The sequence below is a fragment of the Glycomyces sp. MUSA5-2 genome (genome assembly GCF_037034145.1).
Taxonomy (GTDB): Bacteria; Actinomycetota; Actinomycetes; order Mycobacteriales; family Micromonosporaceae; genus Glycomyces; species Glycomyces artemisiae.
This window is the reverse complement of record NZ_JBAGKG010000005.1, coordinates 188,889-206,264: the sequence shown is the minus strand read 5'-3', so window position 1 is coordinate 206,264 and position 17,376 is coordinate 188,889. Positions and strand designations below refer to the sequence as shown.

Annotated in this window: 16 protein-coding genes, 2 tRNA genes and 1 riboswitch; of the genes, 6 read left to right on the top strand and 12 right to left on the bottom strand. The window is 71.4% G+C overall.

What is annotated here, in order from left to right:
- Window positions 1-26: 26 nt before the first annotated feature.
- A riboswitch (cobalamin riboswitch) is annotated at window positions 27-236 on the bottom strand.
- A 128-nt stretch (window positions 237-364) separates the two neighbouring features.
- Window positions 365-1,099 carry an SDR family NAD(P)-dependent oxidoreductase gene (locus WA640_RS17355; protein WP_335989189.1) on the top strand — a complete coding sequence of 245 codons (735 nt, stop codon included), beginning with the start codon at window positions 365-367 and terminating at the stop codon, window positions 1,097-1,099.
- A gap of 272 nt (window positions 1,100-1,371) precedes the next feature.
- On the opposite strand, the gene WA640_RS17350 is transcribed toward WA640_RS17355, so the two are convergent.
- From WA640_RS17350 to WA640_RS17340, 3 genes are all read right to left on the bottom strand, one after another.
- A complete protein-coding gene (locus tag WA640_RS17350) occupies window positions 1,372-3,891 on the bottom strand; it encodes a S8 family serine peptidase (protein WP_335989187.1) in 2,520 nt (839 codons plus the stop codon).
- 159 nt (window positions 3,892-4,050) lie between these two features.
- Entirely contained in the window at window positions 4,051-4,413 is a 363-nt protein-coding gene (locus WA640_RS17345) for a fluoride efflux transporter FluC (protein ID WP_335989185.1), read from the bottom strand.
- Complete coding sequence (locus WA640_RS17340) at window positions 4,410-4,850, bottom strand: fluoride efflux transporter FluC (protein WP_335989183.1); 441 nt, start codon at window positions 4,848-4,850, stop codon at window positions 4,410-4,412. The genes WA640_RS17345 and WA640_RS17340 overlap by 4 nt, the downstream gene beginning before the upstream one ends.
- A gap of 316 nt (window positions 4,851-5,166) precedes the next feature.
- Here WA640_RS17340 and WA640_RS17335 point away from each other — a divergent pair, with 316 nt between their 5' ends.
- Window positions 5,167-6,540 carry a dicarboxylate/amino acid:cation symporter gene (locus tag WA640_RS17335; RefSeq protein WP_335989181.1) on the top strand — a complete coding sequence of 458 codons (1,374 nt, stop codon included), beginning with the start codon at window positions 5,167-5,169 and terminating at the stop codon, window positions 6,538-6,540.
- Between the two features lie 56 nt (window positions 6,541-6,596).
- Here WA640_RS17335 and WA640_RS17330 read toward each other — a convergent pair whose 3' ends face one another.
- Window positions 6,597-7,283, bottom strand: coding sequence for a TetR/AcrR family transcriptional regulator (locus WA640_RS17330; protein ID WP_335989179.1), 687 nt, complete (start codon window positions 7,281-7,283; stop codon window positions 6,597-6,599).
- A 140-nt stretch (window positions 7,284-7,423) separates the two neighbouring features.
- Between WA640_RS17330 and WA640_RS17325 the strand changes: the two genes are divergently transcribed.
- Both WA640_RS17325 and WA640_RS17320 read left to right on the top strand, forming a co-directional pair.
- A complete protein-coding gene (locus WA640_RS17325) occupies window positions 7,424-8,161 on the top strand; it encodes a DUF2306 domain-containing protein (protein WP_335989177.1) in 738 nt (245 codons plus the stop codon).
- 116 nt (window positions 8,162-8,277) lie between these two features.
- The gene (locus WA640_RS17320; protein ID WP_335989176.1) at window positions 8,278-9,429 is read left to right on the top strand and encodes a DUF418 domain-containing protein; all 1,152 of its coding nucleotides are present in this window, start codon (window positions 8,278-8,280) and stop codon (window positions 9,427-9,429) included.
- Window positions 9,430-9,492: 63 nt separating this feature from the next.
- Here the strand turns inward: WA640_RS17320 and WA640_RS17315 are convergent, their stop codons facing one another.
- Genes WA640_RS17315 through WA640_RS17305 form a run of 3 tightly spaced genes read right to left on the bottom strand, consistent with a single transcriptional unit; the run spans window position 9,493 to window position 12,600 of the window.
- Window positions 9,493-11,013 carry a tripartite tricarboxylate transporter permease gene (locus tag WA640_RS17315; RefSeq protein WP_335989175.1) on the bottom strand — a complete coding sequence of 507 codons (1,521 nt, stop codon included), beginning with the start codon at window positions 11,011-11,013 and terminating at the stop codon, window positions 9,493-9,495.
- A gap of 13 nt (window positions 11,014-11,026) precedes the next feature.
- A complete protein-coding gene (locus WA640_RS17310) occupies window positions 11,027-11,608 on the bottom strand; it encodes a tripartite tricarboxylate transporter TctB family protein (RefSeq protein WP_335989174.1) in 582 nt (193 codons plus the stop codon).
- Complete coding sequence (locus WA640_RS17305) at window positions 11,605-12,600, bottom strand: Bug family tripartite tricarboxylate transporter substrate binding protein (RefSeq protein ID WP_335989173.1); 996 nt, start codon at window positions 12,598-12,600, stop codon at window positions 11,605-11,607. The genes WA640_RS17310 and WA640_RS17305 overlap by 4 nt, the downstream gene beginning before the upstream one ends.
- Window positions 12,601-12,700: 100 nt before the next feature.
- Between WA640_RS17305 and WA640_RS17300 the strand changes: the two genes are divergently transcribed.
- Together WA640_RS17300 and WA640_RS17295 are read left to right on the top strand one after the other, a co-directional pair.
- Window positions 12,701-14,395, top strand: a complete 1,695-nt coding sequence (locus WA640_RS17300) for a sensor histidine kinase (protein WP_335989171.1) — start codon at window positions 12,701-12,703, stop codon at window positions 14,393-14,395.
- On the top strand, window positions 14,392-15,051 hold the full coding sequence (locus WA640_RS17295; RefSeq protein ID WP_335989170.1) for a response regulator: 660 nt from the start codon (window positions 14,392-14,394) through the stop codon (window positions 15,049-15,051). Before WA640_RS17300 ends, WA640_RS17295 begins: the two co-directional genes overlap by 4 nt.
- Here the strand turns inward: WA640_RS17295 and WA640_RS17290 are convergent.
- The 5 genes from WA640_RS17290 to WA640_RS17270 all read right to left on the bottom strand — a co-directional run bounded on the left by WA640_RS17290 (window position 15,036) and on the right by WA640_RS17270 (window position 17,334).
- Window positions 15,036-16,055, bottom strand: a complete 1,020-nt coding sequence (locus tag WA640_RS17290) for a phosphotransferase (RefSeq protein WP_335989169.1) — start codon at window positions 16,053-16,055, stop codon at window positions 15,036-15,038. The two genes, WA640_RS17295 and WA640_RS17290, sit on opposite strands and share 16 nt — an antisense overlap.
- A gap of 90 nt (window positions 16,056-16,145) precedes the next feature.
- A tRNA-Ala gene (locus tag WA640_RS17285) sits at window positions 16,146-16,218 on the bottom strand.
- Between the two features lie 100 nt (window positions 16,219-16,318).
- The gene (locus WA640_RS17280) at window positions 16,319-16,450 is read right to left on the bottom strand and encodes a DLW-39 family protein (protein WP_218125197.1); all 132 of its coding nucleotides are present in this window, start codon (window positions 16,448-16,450) and stop codon (window positions 16,319-16,321) included.
- 120 nt (window positions 16,451-16,570) lie between these two features.
- A complete protein-coding gene (locus WA640_RS17275; RefSeq protein WP_335989167.1) occupies window positions 16,571-17,155 on the bottom strand; it encodes a flavodoxin family protein in 585 nt (194 codons plus the stop codon).
- Window positions 17,156-17,260: 105 nt separating this feature from the next.
- Window positions 17,261-17,334: transfer RNA gene (locus tag WA640_RS17270), tRNA-Ile, on the bottom strand.
- Window positions 17,335-17,376 lie beyond the last annotated feature (42 nt).

Below are 17,376 nucleotides of genomic sequence, written 5' to 3'. Positions count from 1 at the left end.
AACTTGCGACAGCGGGACCGCGCGCGGTCGCGCGCGGTACGCGGGCAGGTATTCGGACTCGGAGGCGCGCCGTCGCCGGCACCTACTCCCCGCCGCTTCCCAGGCCCTCGCGGGCCCAGTGCTCATGGCGGGTTTCGTTCCCCCTCACCGCTGCGGGGCAGTCCTGGATTCGCACCAGATTCCCTCTTGGCCGCGGCGCCTTGCGGCGCTGCGGAACCAGCGTCGACTGCGATGGTACGGCCGCGGCCGGGCGTGCCGTGCGTCCCGGCCAGAGTGTGAGAACCGGCGCGGGACCCTGCGGGCCGCCGAGTAAGGTCCGAGCCGGGCCGGGACCGCGGCCCGGTACACGCCCGAGGAGGAATCGATGAGCAGGAAGACCGCAGTCGTCACGGGAGCGAGCAGCGGCATCGGCGCGGCCACCGCCCGGGCCCTCGCCGAGGCCGGATTCGACGTGGTCCTCGGCGCGCGCCGGGCCGACCGGCTCGCCGAGGTCGCGGCCGAGTTCGGCGGGACCGCGCTCCCGCTGGACGTCACCGACGAGCAGTCCGTGGCCGACTTCGCGGCGAAGATCGACCGGTGCGACATTCTCGTCAACAACGCGGGGGGCGCCTTCGGCCTCGACTCGATCGCGGGCGCCGACCTCGACCTGTGGCAGCGCATGTACGACGTGAACGTCCTCGGCACCGCCCGGATCACCAAGGCGCTCCTGCCGAAGCTCGTCGAATCCGGCGACGGCCAGGTCGTCGTCATCGGCTCCATCGCGGGCCACCAGCCGTACCCGGGCGGCGGCGGGTACAACGCCGCCAAGCACGCCGAGGCCGCGATCACGCGGGTCCTGCGCATGGAGCTGCTCGGCCAGCCGGTGCGGGTGTGCGAGATCGACCCCGGCATGGTCGAGACGGAGTTCAGCCTCGTCCGCTTCGAGGGCGACCAGGACCGCGCCGACGCCGTCTACGCCGGGATGACCCCGCTCGTCGCCGCCGACATCGCCGACGCCATCGCCTGGGTCGCGACCCGGCCCGCCCACGTCAACATCGACCAGCTCACCATCACCCCGCGAGACCAGGCGGGCGCCCAACTGGTCCACCGCCGCCAATAAGCTCTGACCAGGCACTACACAAAGTTATCCACAAGTACGTTCTTCACATTCGACACTTTGCTACCCCACCTGTTGTAGTAGATAGCAAAAACAGGCCATCCGGCACCTGCGGGATGGCGGCGACAGAGGGGAATTCGCGAACGTCGCCAGGTCTCGCGCGGGGAGCTCCCCGCGCGGAACCGCCGCAGGTGCCACCTCCTCCGCGGAGACCGCGGGCGGCCGGCCAGTACAGCCGGCCGCCCGCGACGAACCACAGATCAAGCCGTCCAGCGCTACTCACTCAAACTGAACTCGGGCGAGGTCCACTGCTCCCAGTCCCCGGGGTCGTCCTCGTCCCCGAGGGCCTTGAGCACCTTCACCGTGAGCGTCCACCGCCCGGGCTCCAGGGCCCCCGGGCGCTGGGCCACGAGGTCCTCCAGGTGGACCCCCATCGCGTCGTCGGGCCCAGGGGAGCGCGGGAGGAACGCCTCCTGGTCCCATTCGACCACCTCCCCGGTGTCGGCGTTCGCGGCGCTGACGGCCATTGCGGTGGGCTGGTGTCCGAGATAGACCAGGGCCGCGAGGGCGGGCCCGTCGGCGAGGCTGAAGGTCTCGCCGTCCTCGATGTCGCGGTATTCGTACTCGCGGGTCTCGGGGTCCTGGGCGACGACGGCCGCGAGCTTGGGGAAGTCCGGGTGCTCCAGGACCGGGATTGCGAGGTAGTCGCCCTGGTAGCCGGAGTACGCGGCCGTCAGGGACTCGCCGCCGCCCTCGGGGCGGGCGGTGATGCGGCCGCCGAAGACGCTGCCTTCGGGGAGGTCGGCGCTCGGCGTCACGGTGACCTCGATCGTGGCGGACTGGCCCGGGTAGAGGCGCAGTTCCTTCGGTGAGAAGTCCACCTCGGGCGCGGCGGCGCTGAAACCGGGGTCGCGGTCGTCGCCGGTGGTCGCGATGGTCGCCTGGTGGGTCATCGTGTAGTCGCGCACGTGGTGGTCGCGGGAGGTGAGCGTGAGCTCGAAGGTGCGCGGTCCGGTGCCGTCGCCGGTGTTCACGCCGGTCGGGTAGAGGCACGCCTCGGCGTCGAGGGCGTCGACCACGTCGATGACGCCGGTCCCCTGCCGGTGCGCCGCTTCGAGTTCGCCGAGGCCCGGATTGTCGCCCCACGGGACGGGCTTCGCGGAGTTCGCGAGGCGGGTGCGCACGTCGCGCGGGTCGAGGCGCGGCTCCGCGTCGAGCAGCAGGGCCGCGGCGCCCGCGACGTGCGGGGAGGACATCGAGGTGCCCGAGAGCGACTCGTAGGACCCGTCGGCGACGGGCACGGTGGACCAGATGCCGCCGCCGGGCGCGGCCACGTCGGGCTTGAACGCGAGGTCCGGGGCCGGGCCGTACGCGGAGAAGCTCGACGCGAGGCCCCCGCGCGGCAGGTCGACGAGGACGGTGTCGCCGGTGAACTCCAGGACCGGGGCCTCGCCGATCGCGGCGAGGTCGTGGAGGTCCTTGCCGTCGGCGTCGGTGACGGAGAGCGCGGGGACGCCGAGGTCTTCGATGCCGGAGCCGCCGAAGGGGCCGGGCCTGTCGTTGTAGATGACGACCGCCGTGGCGCCTTCCTCGACGGCTCGTTCGTACTTCTCCTTGAAGGTGCAGGTGCCTCGGACGATGAGGGCCGCTTTGCCGTTCACGTCGCCTTCGGACGGGTCGTCCTTGCAGGCCCGGCCGAGCCAGACCAGGCCGTCGGTCTTCCCTTCCGGTTCAGGGGAGTCCGACAGGGTCTTGTAGCCGACCGGGCGGTCGAGGGCCGACACGAACGCGGCGTCCATGCGCTCGGCAGGGTTGTCGGTGGAGGCCACGGCGATCACGTCCTCGCCGACACCTGGGGCCGAGCCCGAGTAGATCCCGGACTCGCCGTCGTTGCCCATCGACGCGACGACGACCACGCCCTCCTCGGTGAGCCGGTCGGCGGCCTTCGCGGTCGGGTAGCCGGGCCACTGGAACGACTGGCCGAGCGAGAGGTTCACGACGTCCATGCCGTCGTCGAGCGCGGCCTCCAGCGCCTGCATGATGACCTCGGCGCTCGTGGAGCCCTCGCAGCCGAAGACCTTGTACGCGCCGAACTCGACGTCGGGCGCGACGCCGGTGACCTCGCCGTCGGCGCCGACGATCCCCGCGACGTGGGTGCCGTGCCCGGCGCAGTCTGCGGGGTCGTCGTCCGGGGCTGGTTCGGAGCGCTCGGGGTCGTCGGAGTCGAAGTCGTCGCCCACGAAGTCGGTGCCGAAGGCGACGCGGCAGCCGTCGCCGAAGCAGCCGCCGAGGTCGGGGTGGGTGTAGTCGATGCCGGTGTCGATGACGCCGACCTTGACGCCCTCGCCGGTGATCCCGCGGTCATGGGCCACATCGGCGCGGGTCGTCTGGATCGCCTGCGCGAGTTCGGGAACCGGGCCGGATTCGGCGGCCGCGTCCGACTCGGTGACCGCGTCGGACCGGGTCGCGGGGCCGCCGAAGACGACGTCCGACCAGACGCGTTCGACCATGCCGAGCTGGCCGAGGCGCCGCGCGGTCGCCGGGTCGGCCTCCACGGAGACGCCGTTCCAGATCCGCTCGAAGTCGTGGCGCACTTCGAAGTCGAGGCCCTGCGCGGCGTCGAGCACGGACGCGTCGGCGCCTTCGGCGAACTCGATCAGCCACACCTGCGCGGGCCCGTCGGGCTCCGCGTGCGCGGCGGGCGCGGCGAGGGCCAGCAGCGGCAGTGCCACCGCGGCGGCGAGCGGCCGCCGCCAGGCGGGCGGGACGGAGGGGAGCGTGCGCGAGCCCGGCATCGGGAGTCCCTTCGGGTGGGGCGCCCGCCGGGGGTTCGCGGAGGCGCCCGGAACCCCCGGCGGGCGGCTATGGCAGGACCTCGATCGTCGGGCATCGACCGCGCGGAACCGCGCATTTGCCGCGCGGCCCGCGCGCGTGTCGGGCCGCCGCCGCAGGCGTCAGTACCCGAGGGCGCGCGCCAGCGCGAACCCGCCGAGCCCGGCCGCGAGGCCCCCGGCGAGGTTCATCGCGATGTTGAGGGCGGCGTGGGGCCAGCGGCCCGCTTCGACGAGGACGAGGGTCTCGTAGGAGAGCGTCGAGTAGGTGGTGAGGGCGCCGCAGAAGCCGATCGAGAGGACCGCGGACCAGGTGGGGTCGGCGACCGCGACGGCGAGGAACACCGCGAGCGCGGAGCCGAGGACGTTGACGGTGAGGGTCCCCCAGGGGAGGTAGCGGCCGAGGTAGTGGGCGACGACGAGGTCGGTGAGGAAGCGGGCGGGGGCGCCGAGGGCGGCGCCCGCGGCGACGAGGAGGAGGGTCATCGGCGCCGCCGGGCGGTGAGGCGGCGGGTGGCCCACATGCCGGTCGCGGCGGCGGCGAGGGCGGCGGCGATGGTGGCGGTGGCGTAGGCGAGGGCGAGGAGGGCGGCGCCGGCGTCGACGGCGCGGCCGACGCCGACGATGAACGTGGAGAAGGTGGTGAATCCGCCGAGGACGCCGGCGCCGAGGAAGGGGCGCAGGAGGCGCCGGTCGGGGGCGATGTCGGTGACGACGACCATGAGGGCGCCGATGAGGAGGCCGCCGATCGCGTTGGCGAGGAACGTGGCGGTCTCGAAGCGGCCGGGCTGGGGCGGGAAGGCGACGAGGAGGCCGTACCTGGCGAGGGAGCCGATGACGCCGCCGAGGGCGACGGCGCCGAGCACGACGGGCGGGACGGTGCGGAGCGCGTCGCGCAGGGTGGGTCGGTTGGTTCCGGGCACGGCTCGAATCTAGTCCCCGGCGCGGGCCGTATGCGATCCCTCACGCCTCTTGCGCCCGAAATGCGAAAGGCGCTACCGTTGGCAGGCGATGAGTTACACCGTCACGAACCAGTACCTGACACGCAGGCGTCACCTCGACTTCTGCCGCGTGTCGACCGTGCTCTGTCGTCGCTAGCGCCGCTCCCACCGGCCGGCTCGCCGACGTACTCGTCTTTTCTCCCGCTGGGTCCGAGCCCGACCCGCATTCCTGACACCGCTTGAGGTGCGCGACCGCGCGCCCTGTCGCGGTGCGCCCGCCTTCACCAGAGGTTTATTCATGTCCAGTGCTCCCGACAGCACGGCCGACCAGGCCGTGGTGGAATCTGATTCTTCGAAGCCCAAGCGCCGCAAGCGCGTCCCGTTCGCCGCGCAGCTGCTCATCGGCCTCGTGCTCGGCCTCGCCTTGGGCTACGTGGCCCGCGAGTGGTCCGTCGCGTGGCTCGGCACCACGTTGGAGACGGTCGGCACGCTGTTCGTGCAGCTGCTGTTCCTGATCGTCCCGTTCCTGGTGTTCACCGCGATCGTCGCGTCGATCGCGAACCTCCGCAACCTCGCGAACGCGGGCCGCCTGGTCGCCAAGACCCTCGGCTGGTTCGCGATCACGTCGCTGATCGCCGTGGTCATCGGCATCGCGATCGGCCTGGCGACGAACCCGGGTTCGGGCGTGGAGCTCTCCAGCGCCGCGGCCGCCCCGGAGACGCAGGGCTCGTGGACGGACTTCCTGACCGGCATCATCCCGACGAACCTCGTCGACGCGTTCGTGAACGTCAACGTGCTCCAGATCGTGTTCGTGGCGATCGTGGTCGGCGCGGCGGCGGCGAAGCTCGGCGACAAGGCCGAGCCGTTCCTGAAGTTCAACGCGTCGGCGCTGGCGCTGATCCAGAAGACGCTGTGGTGGGTGATCCGCTTGGCGCCCATCGGGACCGCGGCGCTCATCGGCAAGTCGGTGTACGCGTACGGGTGGGACCTGCTGGAGCCGCTCGCGGTGTTCAGCATCGACATCTACGCGGGTGCGCTGATCATCCTGCTCATCGTCTACCCGGTGCTGCTGCGCGTGTTCGCGAAGGTCTCGCCGGTGCAGTTCTACCGCAAGACGTGGCCGGCGATCCAGTTCGCGTTCGTGTCGCGCTCGTCGGTGGGGACGCTGCCGCTCGCGCAGAAGACCGTCACGGACCGGCTCGGCGTGGACCGCGACTACGCGTCGTTCGCGTCGCCGTTCGGGGCGACGACGAAGATGGACGGCTGCGCCGCGATCTACCCGGCGATCGCCGCGATCTTCGTGGCGCAGGTGTACGGCGTGGACCTGGCGGTGCAGGACTACTTCCTGATCGCGTTCGTGTCGGTGATCGGCTCGGCGGCGACCGCGGGCCTCACGGGCGCGACGGTGATGCTGACGCTGACCCTCTCGACGCTGGGCCTGCCGCTGGAAGGCGTGGGCCTGCTGCTGGCGATCGACCCGATCATGGACATGATCCGCACGGCCACGAACGTGGCGGGGCAGATGGTCGTCCCGGTGATCGTCGCGAAGTCGGAGAAGCTGCTCGACCGCGGCGTGTACGACGCGGCGCCGCAGCCGCTCGACGAGGCGGCCGCGTTCGGGGGCGACGTCCCCTCGCAGCAGAAGGGCGAGGCGGCGCTCCAGCCCGCATAGCTTTGTTCTCTCCTGAGTAGCGGGGGGCCGGTCCGGAAGGGCCGGCCCCTCGTTCGTTAAGCGCCGTAGTGCTGTTCGAGGCCGTCGAGGACGCGCTGGAGGCCGAATTCGAAGTGGCCGAGGTTCGTGGCGGGTCCGGCGACGGCGAGCGCGGCGAGGTGGGGGAAGCGGGAGGCGACGGCGGGGTCCTGGAGGAACCGGAAGAACGCGCCGGTGGATTCGCCGCCGCCGATCTCGGGGCGGACGGCGCCGAGCGCGAAGCAGTCGACGGTGAGGACGGCGAGGAGCCCGGTCCCTTCGGGCATGCCGACGGCGGCGAGGCGGCCGAGGACCTGGTCGACCCAGCCGGCTTCGCCGGGGCCCATGGGGCGGTCGCCGGTGGCGACGGGGAGGGCCCACGGGTGGGCGAGGAACAGGTCGCGCACGCACCGGCCCCATCCGGCGAGGACGTCGCGCCAGGTGTCGGCGTCGGGGAGGGGCGCGGGGGCGGACATGAGGGAGTCGTACATGAGGACGACGAGTTCGTCCTTGCCGGGGACGTGCCGGTAGAGGGACATGACGCCGGAGCCGAGGCGGTCGGCGAGGTGCTTCATCGAGACCTTCTGGAGCCCTTCGGCGTCGGCGATGGCGACGGCCTCAGCGACGATGCGCTCGCGGGTGAGGCCTGAGGGCCGCCCGCGCCCGGGCCGGGGGGCCGCGCCCGCGGCCCCTTCCCACAGCAGCTCGTACTCGCCCTGTCCCACAGCGCCGCACCCCCTCGTTTTGCTCCGCAGCCTAGGGCCCGTGGCGGACTCGCGTGCACCCACCGGGCGTGCGTATGATGTACGCTTAATAGCGTATCCCATACGCATCGATCGGACCCCACCATCGATCGGAGAAACCGGTGACCCAGACCCTCGACCGCCCCGACAGCACCCCCGCGCCAGCCAGGCCCAAGTGGTACCGACGCCCCTGGATCGTCCCGCTCTTCGCGGTCGCCGGGCTGTTCGTCGCCGCCCGGCTCCCCTTCTACCTCACCTTCGACACCGGCGACTCCCTCGTCGAACTCCAGCCCGCGAACCCCGAGACCCACTACCTGATGCTCTCGGCGCACATCCTGTTCGGCTCGGTCGCCCTCATCACCTGCTCCATGCAGGTGTGGACCTGGCTGCGCCAGAAGCACCCCAAGGTCCACCGCATCTCCGGGCGCCTCTACGTGTTCCTCGGCGTCGTCCCCTCCGGGATCTTCGCGCTCGTCGTCTCCATCATGTCGACCGTCGGCCCCGACGGGAAGATCGGCAACGTCCTGCTCTCGCTCCTGTGGTTCGCCACGACGTTCGCCGGATTCCTCGCCGCCCGCCGCCACGACTTCCAGGCCCACCGCCGCTGGATGATCCGCAGCTTCGCCCTGTGCTGGTCCATCGTCGTCAACCGCGTGTGGATCGTCCTGCTGCTCGTCATCCTGCTGCCGTTCAAGGACTCCTACTACGGCGGCGACATGGACGCGCTCGTCGCGGACGTCGCCGTCGCCTCCATCTGGCTCAGCTGGATCGTCAACCTGATGATCGCCCAGTGGTGGCTCGACCGCAGGCCCAAGCGCCGCGCGCGGAACACCCCTGCGACGAAAGTCGCAGCCGCGTAACGGCCGGTGCCACCTTCGGGGCGGCCGGGGCTCCACCCCCGGTCGCCCCTCGCTTGCGTGAAAGTCCATGCCGCGGAAGGATTCGCGGGCCCCGCCCCGGCGCGATGCTGAAGGGCATGGACACCACCACCGCCACCGCGCCCGAGCGGACCGCGGCGCCCGCAGCGAAGCGGCTCCCGCTGCTCGACGTCCTCCGCGGCGTCGCGATCCTCGGCACCCTCGGCACCAACGTCTGGATCTTCACCTCCGCCCACGGCGAGGCCGGGCCGCTCCTCGGCTACGGCATCACCGGCGGCGGCCCCTTCGGCGAGGTCTTCGAACTCCTCGCCAACGGCAAGTTCCTCTCCATGCTCACCGTCCTCTTCGGCGTCGGCCTCGCCATCCAGTACCGGTCCGCCGAGAAGAAGGGGCGGCGCTGGCCCGGCCGCTACCACTGGCGGGCCCTGTTCCTCTTCGCCGAAGGCACCGTCCACTTCGTCCTGCTGTTCGCGTGGGACGTGCTCATGGGGTACGCGGTCACCGCGATCACCGTCGCCTGGCTGCTCAAGCGCTCCGAACGAGCCCAGCGCGCCGTCATGTGGACCGCGCTGAGCCTCCACCTCGCGATCATCGCGCTCATCACGGCCGCGACGGCGCTCGGCCCCGGCAACGACCCGTCCCGGGACGCCGAGGTCGCGGCGCTCTACGCCGACGGCTCCTGGCTCGACCAGGTCCGGTTCCGCCTCGACCACGCCCTGGTCTTCCGCATCGAGCCGATCATCACGTTCCCGATGCTCGTCTTCCTGTTCCTGGTGGGCGTCAAGCTGTTCCGCGCCGGGGCCTTCGGCACCGAGGACGCGGGACGCCGGATCAGGAAGCGCCTCATGGTATGGGGCCTCGGCCTGGGCCTGCCGCTGAACATCGCCGTGCAGTTCGCGCCCGACGACTTCCTCTACGCGGAGCGGTACCTCGTCGCGCCCGTCGTCATGCTCGGGTACATCGGCCTGACCGGCTTCCTCGTGGAGCGGCTGCGGCGCGGCCCCGTCATGACCGCGCTGGAGTCCTTGGGGCGCACCGCGCTCAGCGGGTACATCCTCCAGAACCTCCTCGCGTCGGTCGTCTGCTACGGCTGGGGCCTCGGTCTCGCCGCGCAGTACGGGACGCAGGCCTGGTTCGCCCCGGCCCTGTGGCTCGGCATCAGCGCGTTCCTCCTCATCGGGTCCCGGCTGTGGCTGCGCCGCTTCAGCAGCGGCCCCGCCGAGGCGCTGCAGAAAGCCGTCCTCCGCTAGGAGACAAGGAAAGAGGTGCGGGCCGGGGAACGACCGGCCCGCACCTCCCACTCACCCGACAGGTCAGGCGGCGACCGCCTCGCGGTCGCCGGTGCGGTCGCGGGTCAGGCGCCGCCGCGCGAGCGAGACCAAGGGCCACAAGGCGATCAGCGCGATGATCCCGTACACGGTCCACGCGACCGGCCCGCCGACCAGGCCCGACGGCTCGCCGCCGGACAGCTGGAGCGCCATGCGCGCCTGCCGCTCCGCCATCGGGCCGAGGATCACGCCCACGATCATCGGCAGCATCGGAATCCCGAAGCGCCGCATGGCGAGCCCGATGAGGCCCAGCGCCAGCAGCACGAACAGCTCGAACGACTGGCCGCTCGTCGCGTACGCGCCCATCGTCGCGAAGAACAGGATCCCCGCGAACAGGTACGGCTTGGGGATGCGCAGCAGCTTCACCCACACCGGGATCAGCGGCATGTTGAGCACCAGCAGCATCGCGTTGCCCACGAACAGGCCCGCGATGAGCGTCCACACCAGCGCCGACTCCTTCTCGAACAGGAGCGGACCGGGCTGGATGCCGTAGGTCTGGAACGCCGCGAGCATGACCGCCGCGGTCGCGTTGCACGGCAGGCCGAGCGCGAGCATCGGCACGAGCGTGCCCGCCGCGGAGGCGTTGTTCGCCGCCTCCGGGCCCGCGACGCCCTCGATCGCGCCGTTCCCGAACTCCTGCTTGTGCTTCGAGAGCCGCCGCTCCGTCACGTACGACAGGAACGTCGGCACCTCCGCGCCCCCGGCGGGGACCGCGCCGAACGGGAACCCGAGCGCGGAGCCGCGCAGCCACGGCCCCCACGAGCGGCGCCAGTCGCTGCGGCCCATCCACACCCGGCCGACCGGGATGATCTCGTCCTTGCCGTTCTTGCGGCGCGCCGCCGTCCACAGCGCCTCGCCGACGGCGAACGCGCCGACCGCGACGATGACGATGTCGATGCCGCTCGCCAGCTCCGGCACGCCGTACGTGAGGCGCTGCTGCCCGGTCACCGCGTCGATGCCGATCGTCCCGATCACCAGGCCCACCAGGAGCGACGCGAACCCGCGGATGCGCGACGAGCCCAGGACCGACGCGGTCGCGACCAGCGCGAGCACCATGATCGCGAAGTACTCGGGCGCGCCGAGGCCGATCGCGAACTGCACGGTGATCGGCGTGACGAACACGAGCGCGACCGTCGCGATCGTCCCGGCCACGAACGAGCCGATGGCCGCGGTCGCGAGGGCCTGCCCGCCGCGCCCGTTGCGGGCCATCTTGAAGCCTTCGAGGACCGTGACCACCGACGAGGACTGGCCCGGCGTGTTCAGCAGGATCGCCGTCGTGGAGCCGCCGTACATGCCGCCGTAGAAGATCCCGCCGAACATGATGAACGCCTGCGTCGGCTCCATCCCGTACGTGATCGGCAGGAGCAGCGCGATCGCCATGGCCGTGCCCAGGCCCGGCAGCATCCCCACGGCCGTGCCGATGGTGACGCCCAGGAGCGCGATGAGCAGGTTCCCCGGGGTGAGGATCGCGGCGAAGCCGTCGAGGAGCGAGTTCAGGTTGTCCATTTCGCTTGCCCCCCTACAGGATTCCCTGGAGGACGCCCGCGGGCAGGCCGAGGCCCAGCCCGATCGCGAACCCGTAGAACGTGGCCAGGCCGAGCACCACCGCCGCGGCGAGCGTCAGGAAGTACCGGCGCGAGCCCAGCACGATCGCCGCGCCCCAGAACAGGAGCGACCCGGAGATGACCCACCCGAGCCAGTCGATGAGCAGCGCGTTCGCGATGAACACGGCGCACAGCAGGCCCACGGTCTTCAGGTCGAACTTCTCGTTGGCGTTGGCGCCCTCGTCCTCGCCGTGCCCGCCGCGCAGCACGTTCAGCGCGTAGAACGCGGCGACGGCGAACAGGAGCACCCCGAGGATGATCGGGATCGGCTTCGGGCCGATCGGGTCGTTCGAGGCGGAGAACCCGCCGAGGCGGGAGGCGTCGACGATGACCAGGACGCCGAGGACGGCGAGGAACCCGCACACCCACAGCTGCGCGAGGTCCCGCTTCGGCGGCGCCGCGGCCTTGGTCTCGGAATCGACGGCCTCGGTCGCGGCGGCCTCGTCCGCCTCCGTCTCCACGGCCTCGGCGGCGTCGCCGCGGTCGGCAGCGGTCATGCGAGGCCCAGTTCCTGGAGCGTCGCGGCGACCGTGTAGTCCTGGTCGGTGAGGAAGTCCGCGAAGTCGTTCCCCGTCATGAACGCGTCGGTCCAGCCCTGCTTCTCCAGCTCGTCCTGCCACGCCGACGACTCGTACATCGCGGTGAGCGCGTCGGTCCACTTCTGGACGTCCTCGTCGGAGATCCCGGGCGGGGCGACCCAGCCGCGCCAGTTCGTGAACTCCAAGTCGATCCCGGACTCGCGGAACGTCGGCGCATCGGGCACGACGTCGACCCGCTCGGCGCCGGAGGTCGCGAGGACCCGCAGCTGGCCGGCCTCGATCTGGTCGATGAACTCGCCGACGCCGCTCGCGCCGAACGACACCTTCTCGCCGAGCAGCGCGGGCAGCAATTCGCCGCCGCCGTCATAGGACACGTAGTTGACCTGCACCGGGTCGATGCCGACGGCCTTCGCGAGGCGCATCGGCAGCAGGTGGTCGGGGCCGCCGGGGGAGGAGCCGCCGCCCGCGGTGACGCCGTCCAGGTCCGCGGACCAGGCCGCCACCAGGTCCTCGATCGTCTGGTACGGGGAGCCGACGGGCACGACGATGGCCCCGGACTCCTCCACGAGCTTCGCGATCGGCGTCGTGCCGGTGAGCTTCGCCTCGGAGTTCTGGGTGTAGGAGGCGCCCACGACGCCCAGGCCCATCTGCATCGCGAGGTCGCCGTTCCCCTCCTCGCTGACGGTGCGCTGGAGGCCCACGGTGCCGCCCGCGCCTTCGAGGTTGAACACCTCGATGGCCTTGGCGATGCCCTCGTCCTCCATGATCCGGGCGATGGAGCGCGCGGTCGTGTCGTAGCCGCCGCCGGGGCTGTTGGGGACCATGATCCGCAGGCCGGTCAGGGGTCCGTCGCCCGATTCGCCCTCGGCGGTCAGGCCGCACGCCGAGGCCGCCGCCAGGGCCGGGACGGCCGCCGCAGCGCTGAGGAGGGCCCTCCGGTGAAATTTCATCGTCGTTGCTCTTTCATTTCGGGGTCGGGGTGAGAGACGATGGTCACCCCGGCGCCGCCCCCGCGTCAGCCTTGTGTCCGTATCGATCATTGAGTTCATTGTGTTCAGGCCCCTGACCCGCCCGACCCTCGCCGGCCAGCTCCTCCTCTTCCAGCTCACGGTGATCCTGCTGGTGCTCGCCGCCGTCGCCGGGCTCTCCCTCGCCCAGTCCGCGGCGGTCTTCAACGCCGAGCAGGGCCGCCGCGTCACCCAGCTCGCCGAGTCGCTCGCCGCCTCCGACCTGGTCCGCGGCCGCCTCCCCGAGCCCGCGCCCTCCCAGACGCTCGCCCCGCAGATCCAGGCCGACCTCGAACGCTGGCAGGTCTCCTCGGTGACCCTCGCCGACCCCGACGGCAGGATCGTCGCCTCCACGAACCCGCTGCTCATCGGCACGCAGCTCCCCCTCGGCGACGGCGTCCTCGACGGCCGCGGCTGGCGCGGCGAGATCGAGCTCGGCGGCCGCACCGAACTCGTCGGCCAGGCCCCGGTCATCGGCGCCGAACCGGAGAACCTCGGCGTCCAGCTCGGCGTCGCCGTCGTCGGCCAGGAGGCGCCCACGCTCGCGCGGCTCCTCGTCCAGGCCGTGCCGACGCTCCTGCTGTACCTCGGGGTCGCGAGCGTCCTCGGCGTCGCCGGGTCGTGGCTTCTGGCCCGCCGCATCAAACGGCAGACGTTCGGCATGGAGCCCAGGGAGATCGCCGGGCTCGCCGAGCACCGCGAGGCCATGCTCTACGGCATCGCCGAAGGCGTCATCGCCGTCGACGACCAGCACCGCGTCACCCTCGTCAACGACGTCGGCCGCCGCCTCCTCGACCTCCCCGACGGCGCCGTCGGCCGCACCCTCGACGACCTCGACCTCACCGCGCGCCTCCGCGACGTCCTCACCGGCACCGTCACCGGCTCCGACCAGGTCGTCCTCCAGGGCAACCGGGTCCTCGTCGTCAACCGCATGCCCGTCGAGAAGGACGGCCGCGCCCTCGGCGCCGTCGCCACCCTCCGCGACCGCACCGAACTCGCCCAGCTCGAACGCGACCTCGGCTCGTTCCGCTCCACCGCCGAGGCCCTCCGCGCGCAGGCCCACGAGTTCGACAACAAGCTCCACACCATCTCCGGGCTCATCCAGATCGGCGAGCAGGACGAGGTCGTCCGCTACATCGACGCCCTCAACCGCCACCGCCAGTCCCTCGACCTGTCGATCGGCGGCCCCATCCGCGACAAGGCCATCGCCGCGCTCCTCATGGCGAAGTCCGCGCAGGCCTCCGAACGGCAGGTGCGCCTCGACATCGCCGAAGGCACCGCCCTCGGTCCGCTCTCCGCTGAGGACTCGGCCGACGTCGGCACCGTCCTGGGCAACCTCATCGACAACGCCGTCGACGCCGCCGCAGGCTCCCCCCTCCCCCTCGCGGCCGAAGCCTGGGTCAGGGTCGACATCCGCGAAGCCCAAGGCGCCGTGACGATCACGGTGGAGGACAACGGCCCCGGCGTCCCGCAGGAGACCGCGGAAGAGGTCTTCGAGCACGGCTTCACCACGAAGTCCGCGAACACCGGCACCACCGCCGAGCGCGGGATCGGGCTGGCGCTGACCAGGCTCGTGTGCGAGCATCACGGCGGCGGCGTGCGCGTGGAGAACACCGGCGACGGCGCCCGCTTCACCGCGGAACTGCCGCTGCCCGACCGACCCGTCCCGGCAACGCCTGTCCCTTCAACGCCCGCCCCGACAACGTCCATTGCTGCAACGGCTGAGGAACCGACATGATCGATGTGCTGGTAGTCGACGACGACTTCCGCCTCGTCAACATCCACCGCGGATTCGTCGAACGCACCCCGGGCTTCCAGGCCGTCGCCTCGGCCCGCACCGGCGAGGAGACCCTCGCCGCCCTCGACGAGCACCGCCCCGACCTCGTCCTCCTCGACCTCTACCTGCCCGACGTCTTCGGCCTCGACCTGGTGCGCCGCATGCGGGCCGAAGGCCACGAGACCGACGTCATGGTCATCTCCGCGGCCCGCGAATCCGAGGCCGTCAGGGCCGCCGTCCGCCTCGGCGTCGTCTCGTACCTCCTGAAGCCCTTCAGCTTCAACGACTTCCAAGAACGCCTGGAGCAGTACGCCAACACCCGCGCCGGCCTCGCACTGGCCGTCCACGACCAGGCGGACATCGACCGGGCCTTCGAACGCACCGGCTCGGCCACCTTGATGCCCAAGGGATTCAGCAGCGAGACGGCCCAACTGGTCGAGTCGACACTCCGCGACGCCGAAGGGTCCCTCTCCGCCGCCGAATGCGCCGAGCGCATCGGCGTCTCCCGCGTCAGTGCCCGCCGCTACCTCGAACAGCTCACCGAACGCGGCCGCGCCGAAGTCGCCCTCAAATACGCCGGCCGCGGCCGCCCCGAACGCCGCTACCGCTGGCGCTGACCGAACACCGCCTCCACCGCATCGAGATTCGCCGTCCACCACCGCAGCAGCCGCTCGTCCGAGAAGAACACCCGGTCGCTCGCTGGCTCGCCCAGGTAGTAGTGGTACTTCAAGTGCCACACGCTGGTGATGAGCCGCCACCACCGCCGCCGCGCCGCATCCGCAAGCGCCGCACCGGAAATCGGCACCACCGACCGGTACCCGTCCAGGATCGCCGCGATGCACTCCAGGTCGACGCTCCCGTCCGGAAGCGCGCACTGGTACATGGAGGCCCGCACGACCTCCTCCCCGTACGCGTTGACCCGCAACCGGTCCCAGTCCAGCACCGCCGCGATCCGCTCCCCCTGCCAGATCAGATTCCAGTTCTGGCAGTCCCCGTGGATCCACCCCACCGGCCCGACCACCGGCCCCTCGGGCCGCAGACGCCCATGGGCCGCAACCAGTTCGATCCGACTCTCCAGCAGAAGCAAAGCCGCCGAATCGAACTCGTCAAGCTCCCCCTTCGCCCCGATGAGCCCGAGATAATCCCCGATCCGCTCCTTCGCCGTTCCGACAGAAGGCGGTGGCTCCACCCGAGGCGCCTCATCGGGAAGCAATCCGGGCCGCGCCAACGCGAGCCTCACCCGCCCGAGCATCTCGCCCATATGAAACGACGCGTCCAAGGTCATCTCGCTGCCACGCCGATGATCCCCGTCGACCCACCGCGCCAAGTAATAGCAGTGGTTGCCAACCTCAGTGACCAGCTCACCGCGAGGCCCCGGAACCACCGAGACGACGGGCACCCCGCCCTCCCCGGCGGCCCCCATCACCGCAAGACTCCGCCGAGCCGCCTCCGGCTCGGTCGAGGAAAGCTCCTTGAGCGCGAACACCCCCGCGTCCGCCTCGACCCGCCAGTTCCGGTTCAGCAGCCCGTCGGCCAGATACCGGACCCGGCGCACCGCCCCGAGCCTGTACACCGCGGCGACCGCGTCGATCCCGGCCCCGGGCCCCTCAGAAGCGTCCACCGCAGCAGGCTACCGGCCCCGCCCCGGACCCCGCACGGCCGTTTCCGCCCCCTGGACACGAAAAAAGCCCTGTCACCAGGGCTTTCACAGTGGAGTCTAGGGGAATCGAACCCCTAACCCCCGCCTTGCAAAGGCGGTGCTCTGCCAATTGAGCTAAGACCCCTCGCGGGCCGGCGGTGAGGCCGGTCCGTTCGAGTATCCCCGCTGCGCGCGGGGCAACAGCGAGGATACCCGCGGTGCAGTGAGGTGGCTAACGCGATTCGCTAGCGCACGTCCTCCGCGGAGGTGGTGGCCTCGTGCCACAGGGTGCGGTCGTCGTTGATCGACTTGACCTTCTTGGCGACCACGAACGCGACCGTCGCCACGCCGGCGACGATCAAGATCTTCTTCCACATGGACCCAGGCCCCCATATCAGAGATTGCCGCGTACAGCAATGCCGCGGTCGGCATCGCGCGATGCGCCTCAGCATAGCGAAACTGCGGCGCGGCGGGCCGCCGGGCCGCGGCCCGCAGGCTCAGTACCTGATGCCGGGCGTGTCGCGGGCCGGGTCGAGGAAGGTCTTGGCGGCGGCGAGGGCGGCCTCGTCGCGCAGGACCTGGCCGGGCCGCGAGCCGTAGCCGAGGAGGACGCCCTTCCACTCCATGCGCAGGTACTCGGCGGACAGGCGCAGGGTCCCGGCGAGCGGGGCCGAGACGTCGGGCTCCTCGTCGCCCTGGACGGTGACGCCCCACAGGCGCCGCCCGCACATGCGGGCCTTGAAGTCGAGGCCGGGGACGCGGAGCCAGCCCGACCAGTAGTCGAGGTAGTTCTTCACCGAGCCGCTCACGGAGTACCAGTACAGCGGCGACGCGATGACGATGTCGGTGGCGGCGAGCGTCGCGTCCTGGAGGGTCTTCTCGGGCCCCTCGGCGAACGGGGTCTTCCCGTCGCCGAGGTGGCGGCGGTCCCGGAAGGGCGGCAGGCCGAGCTCGGACAGGCGCAGCCACTGCTGGGCCGCCTCGGGTTCGAGGTGCTCGGCGGCGGCGCGGGCGAGGGTCTCGGTGTTGCCGCCGGTGCGGGAGCTGCCGAGGACGAACAGGAACGAGCGCGGGGAGTCCATGGGGGCACCTTCGAGCGGGGGACATGGGGTCTCCCCGTTCAAGGCCGCGGGCCGGTCCCGGTATTCCGGGCAAGAAAAAACCCGCCGATGACCGGCGGGTGTCTGTGGGCGTACCAAGACTCGAACTTGGGACCTTCGAGTTATCAGCTCGACGCTCTAACCACCTGAGCTATACGCCCTTGCTTCGGCCGCTCATCGGCGGCGCTGAGAAAGATTACCCC

Coding starts and splice junctions, on each gene's coding strand:
- WA640_RS17320 (WP_335989176.1), top strand. CDS start 8,278: ATGGACACCACCACCGCCACCGCGCCCGAGCGGACCGCGGCGCCCGCA.
- WA640_RS17305 (WP_335989173.1), bottom strand. CDS start 12,600: ATGAAATTTCACCGGAGGGCCCTCCTCAGCGCTGCGGCGGCCGTCCCG.
- WA640_RS17345 (WP_335989185.1), bottom strand. CDS start 4,413: ATGACCCTCCTCCTCGTCGCCGCGGGCGCCGCCCTCGGCGCCCCCGCC.
- WA640_RS17275 (WP_335989167.1), bottom strand. CDS start 17,155: ATGGACTCCCCGCGCTCGTTCCTGTTCGTCCTCGGCAGCTCCCGCACC.
- WA640_RS17355 (WP_335989189.1), top strand. CDS start 365: ATGAGCAGGAAGACCGCAGTCGTCACGGGAGCGAGCAGCGGCATCGGC.
- WA640_RS17315 (WP_335989175.1), bottom strand. CDS start 11,013: ATGGACAACCTGAACTCGCTCCTCGACGGCTTCGCCGCGATCCTCACC.
- WA640_RS17310 (WP_335989174.1), bottom strand. CDS start 11,608: ATGACCGCTGCCGACCGCGGCGACGCCGCCGAGGCCGTGGAGACGGAG.
- WA640_RS17335 (WP_335989181.1), top strand. CDS start 5,167: ATGTCCAGTGCTCCCGACAGCACGGCCGACCAGGCCGTGGTGGAATCT.
- WA640_RS17280 (WP_218125197.1), bottom strand. CDS start 16,450: ATGTGGAAGAAGATCTTGATCGTCGCCGGCGTGGCGACGGTCGCGTTC.
- WA640_RS17350 (WP_335989187.1), bottom strand. CDS start 3,891: ATGCCGGGCTCGCGCACGCTCCCCTCCGTCCCGCCCGCCTGGCGGCGG.
- WA640_RS17295 (WP_335989170.1), top strand. CDS start 14,392: ATGATCGATGTGCTGGTAGTCGACGACGACTTCCGCCTCGTCAACATC.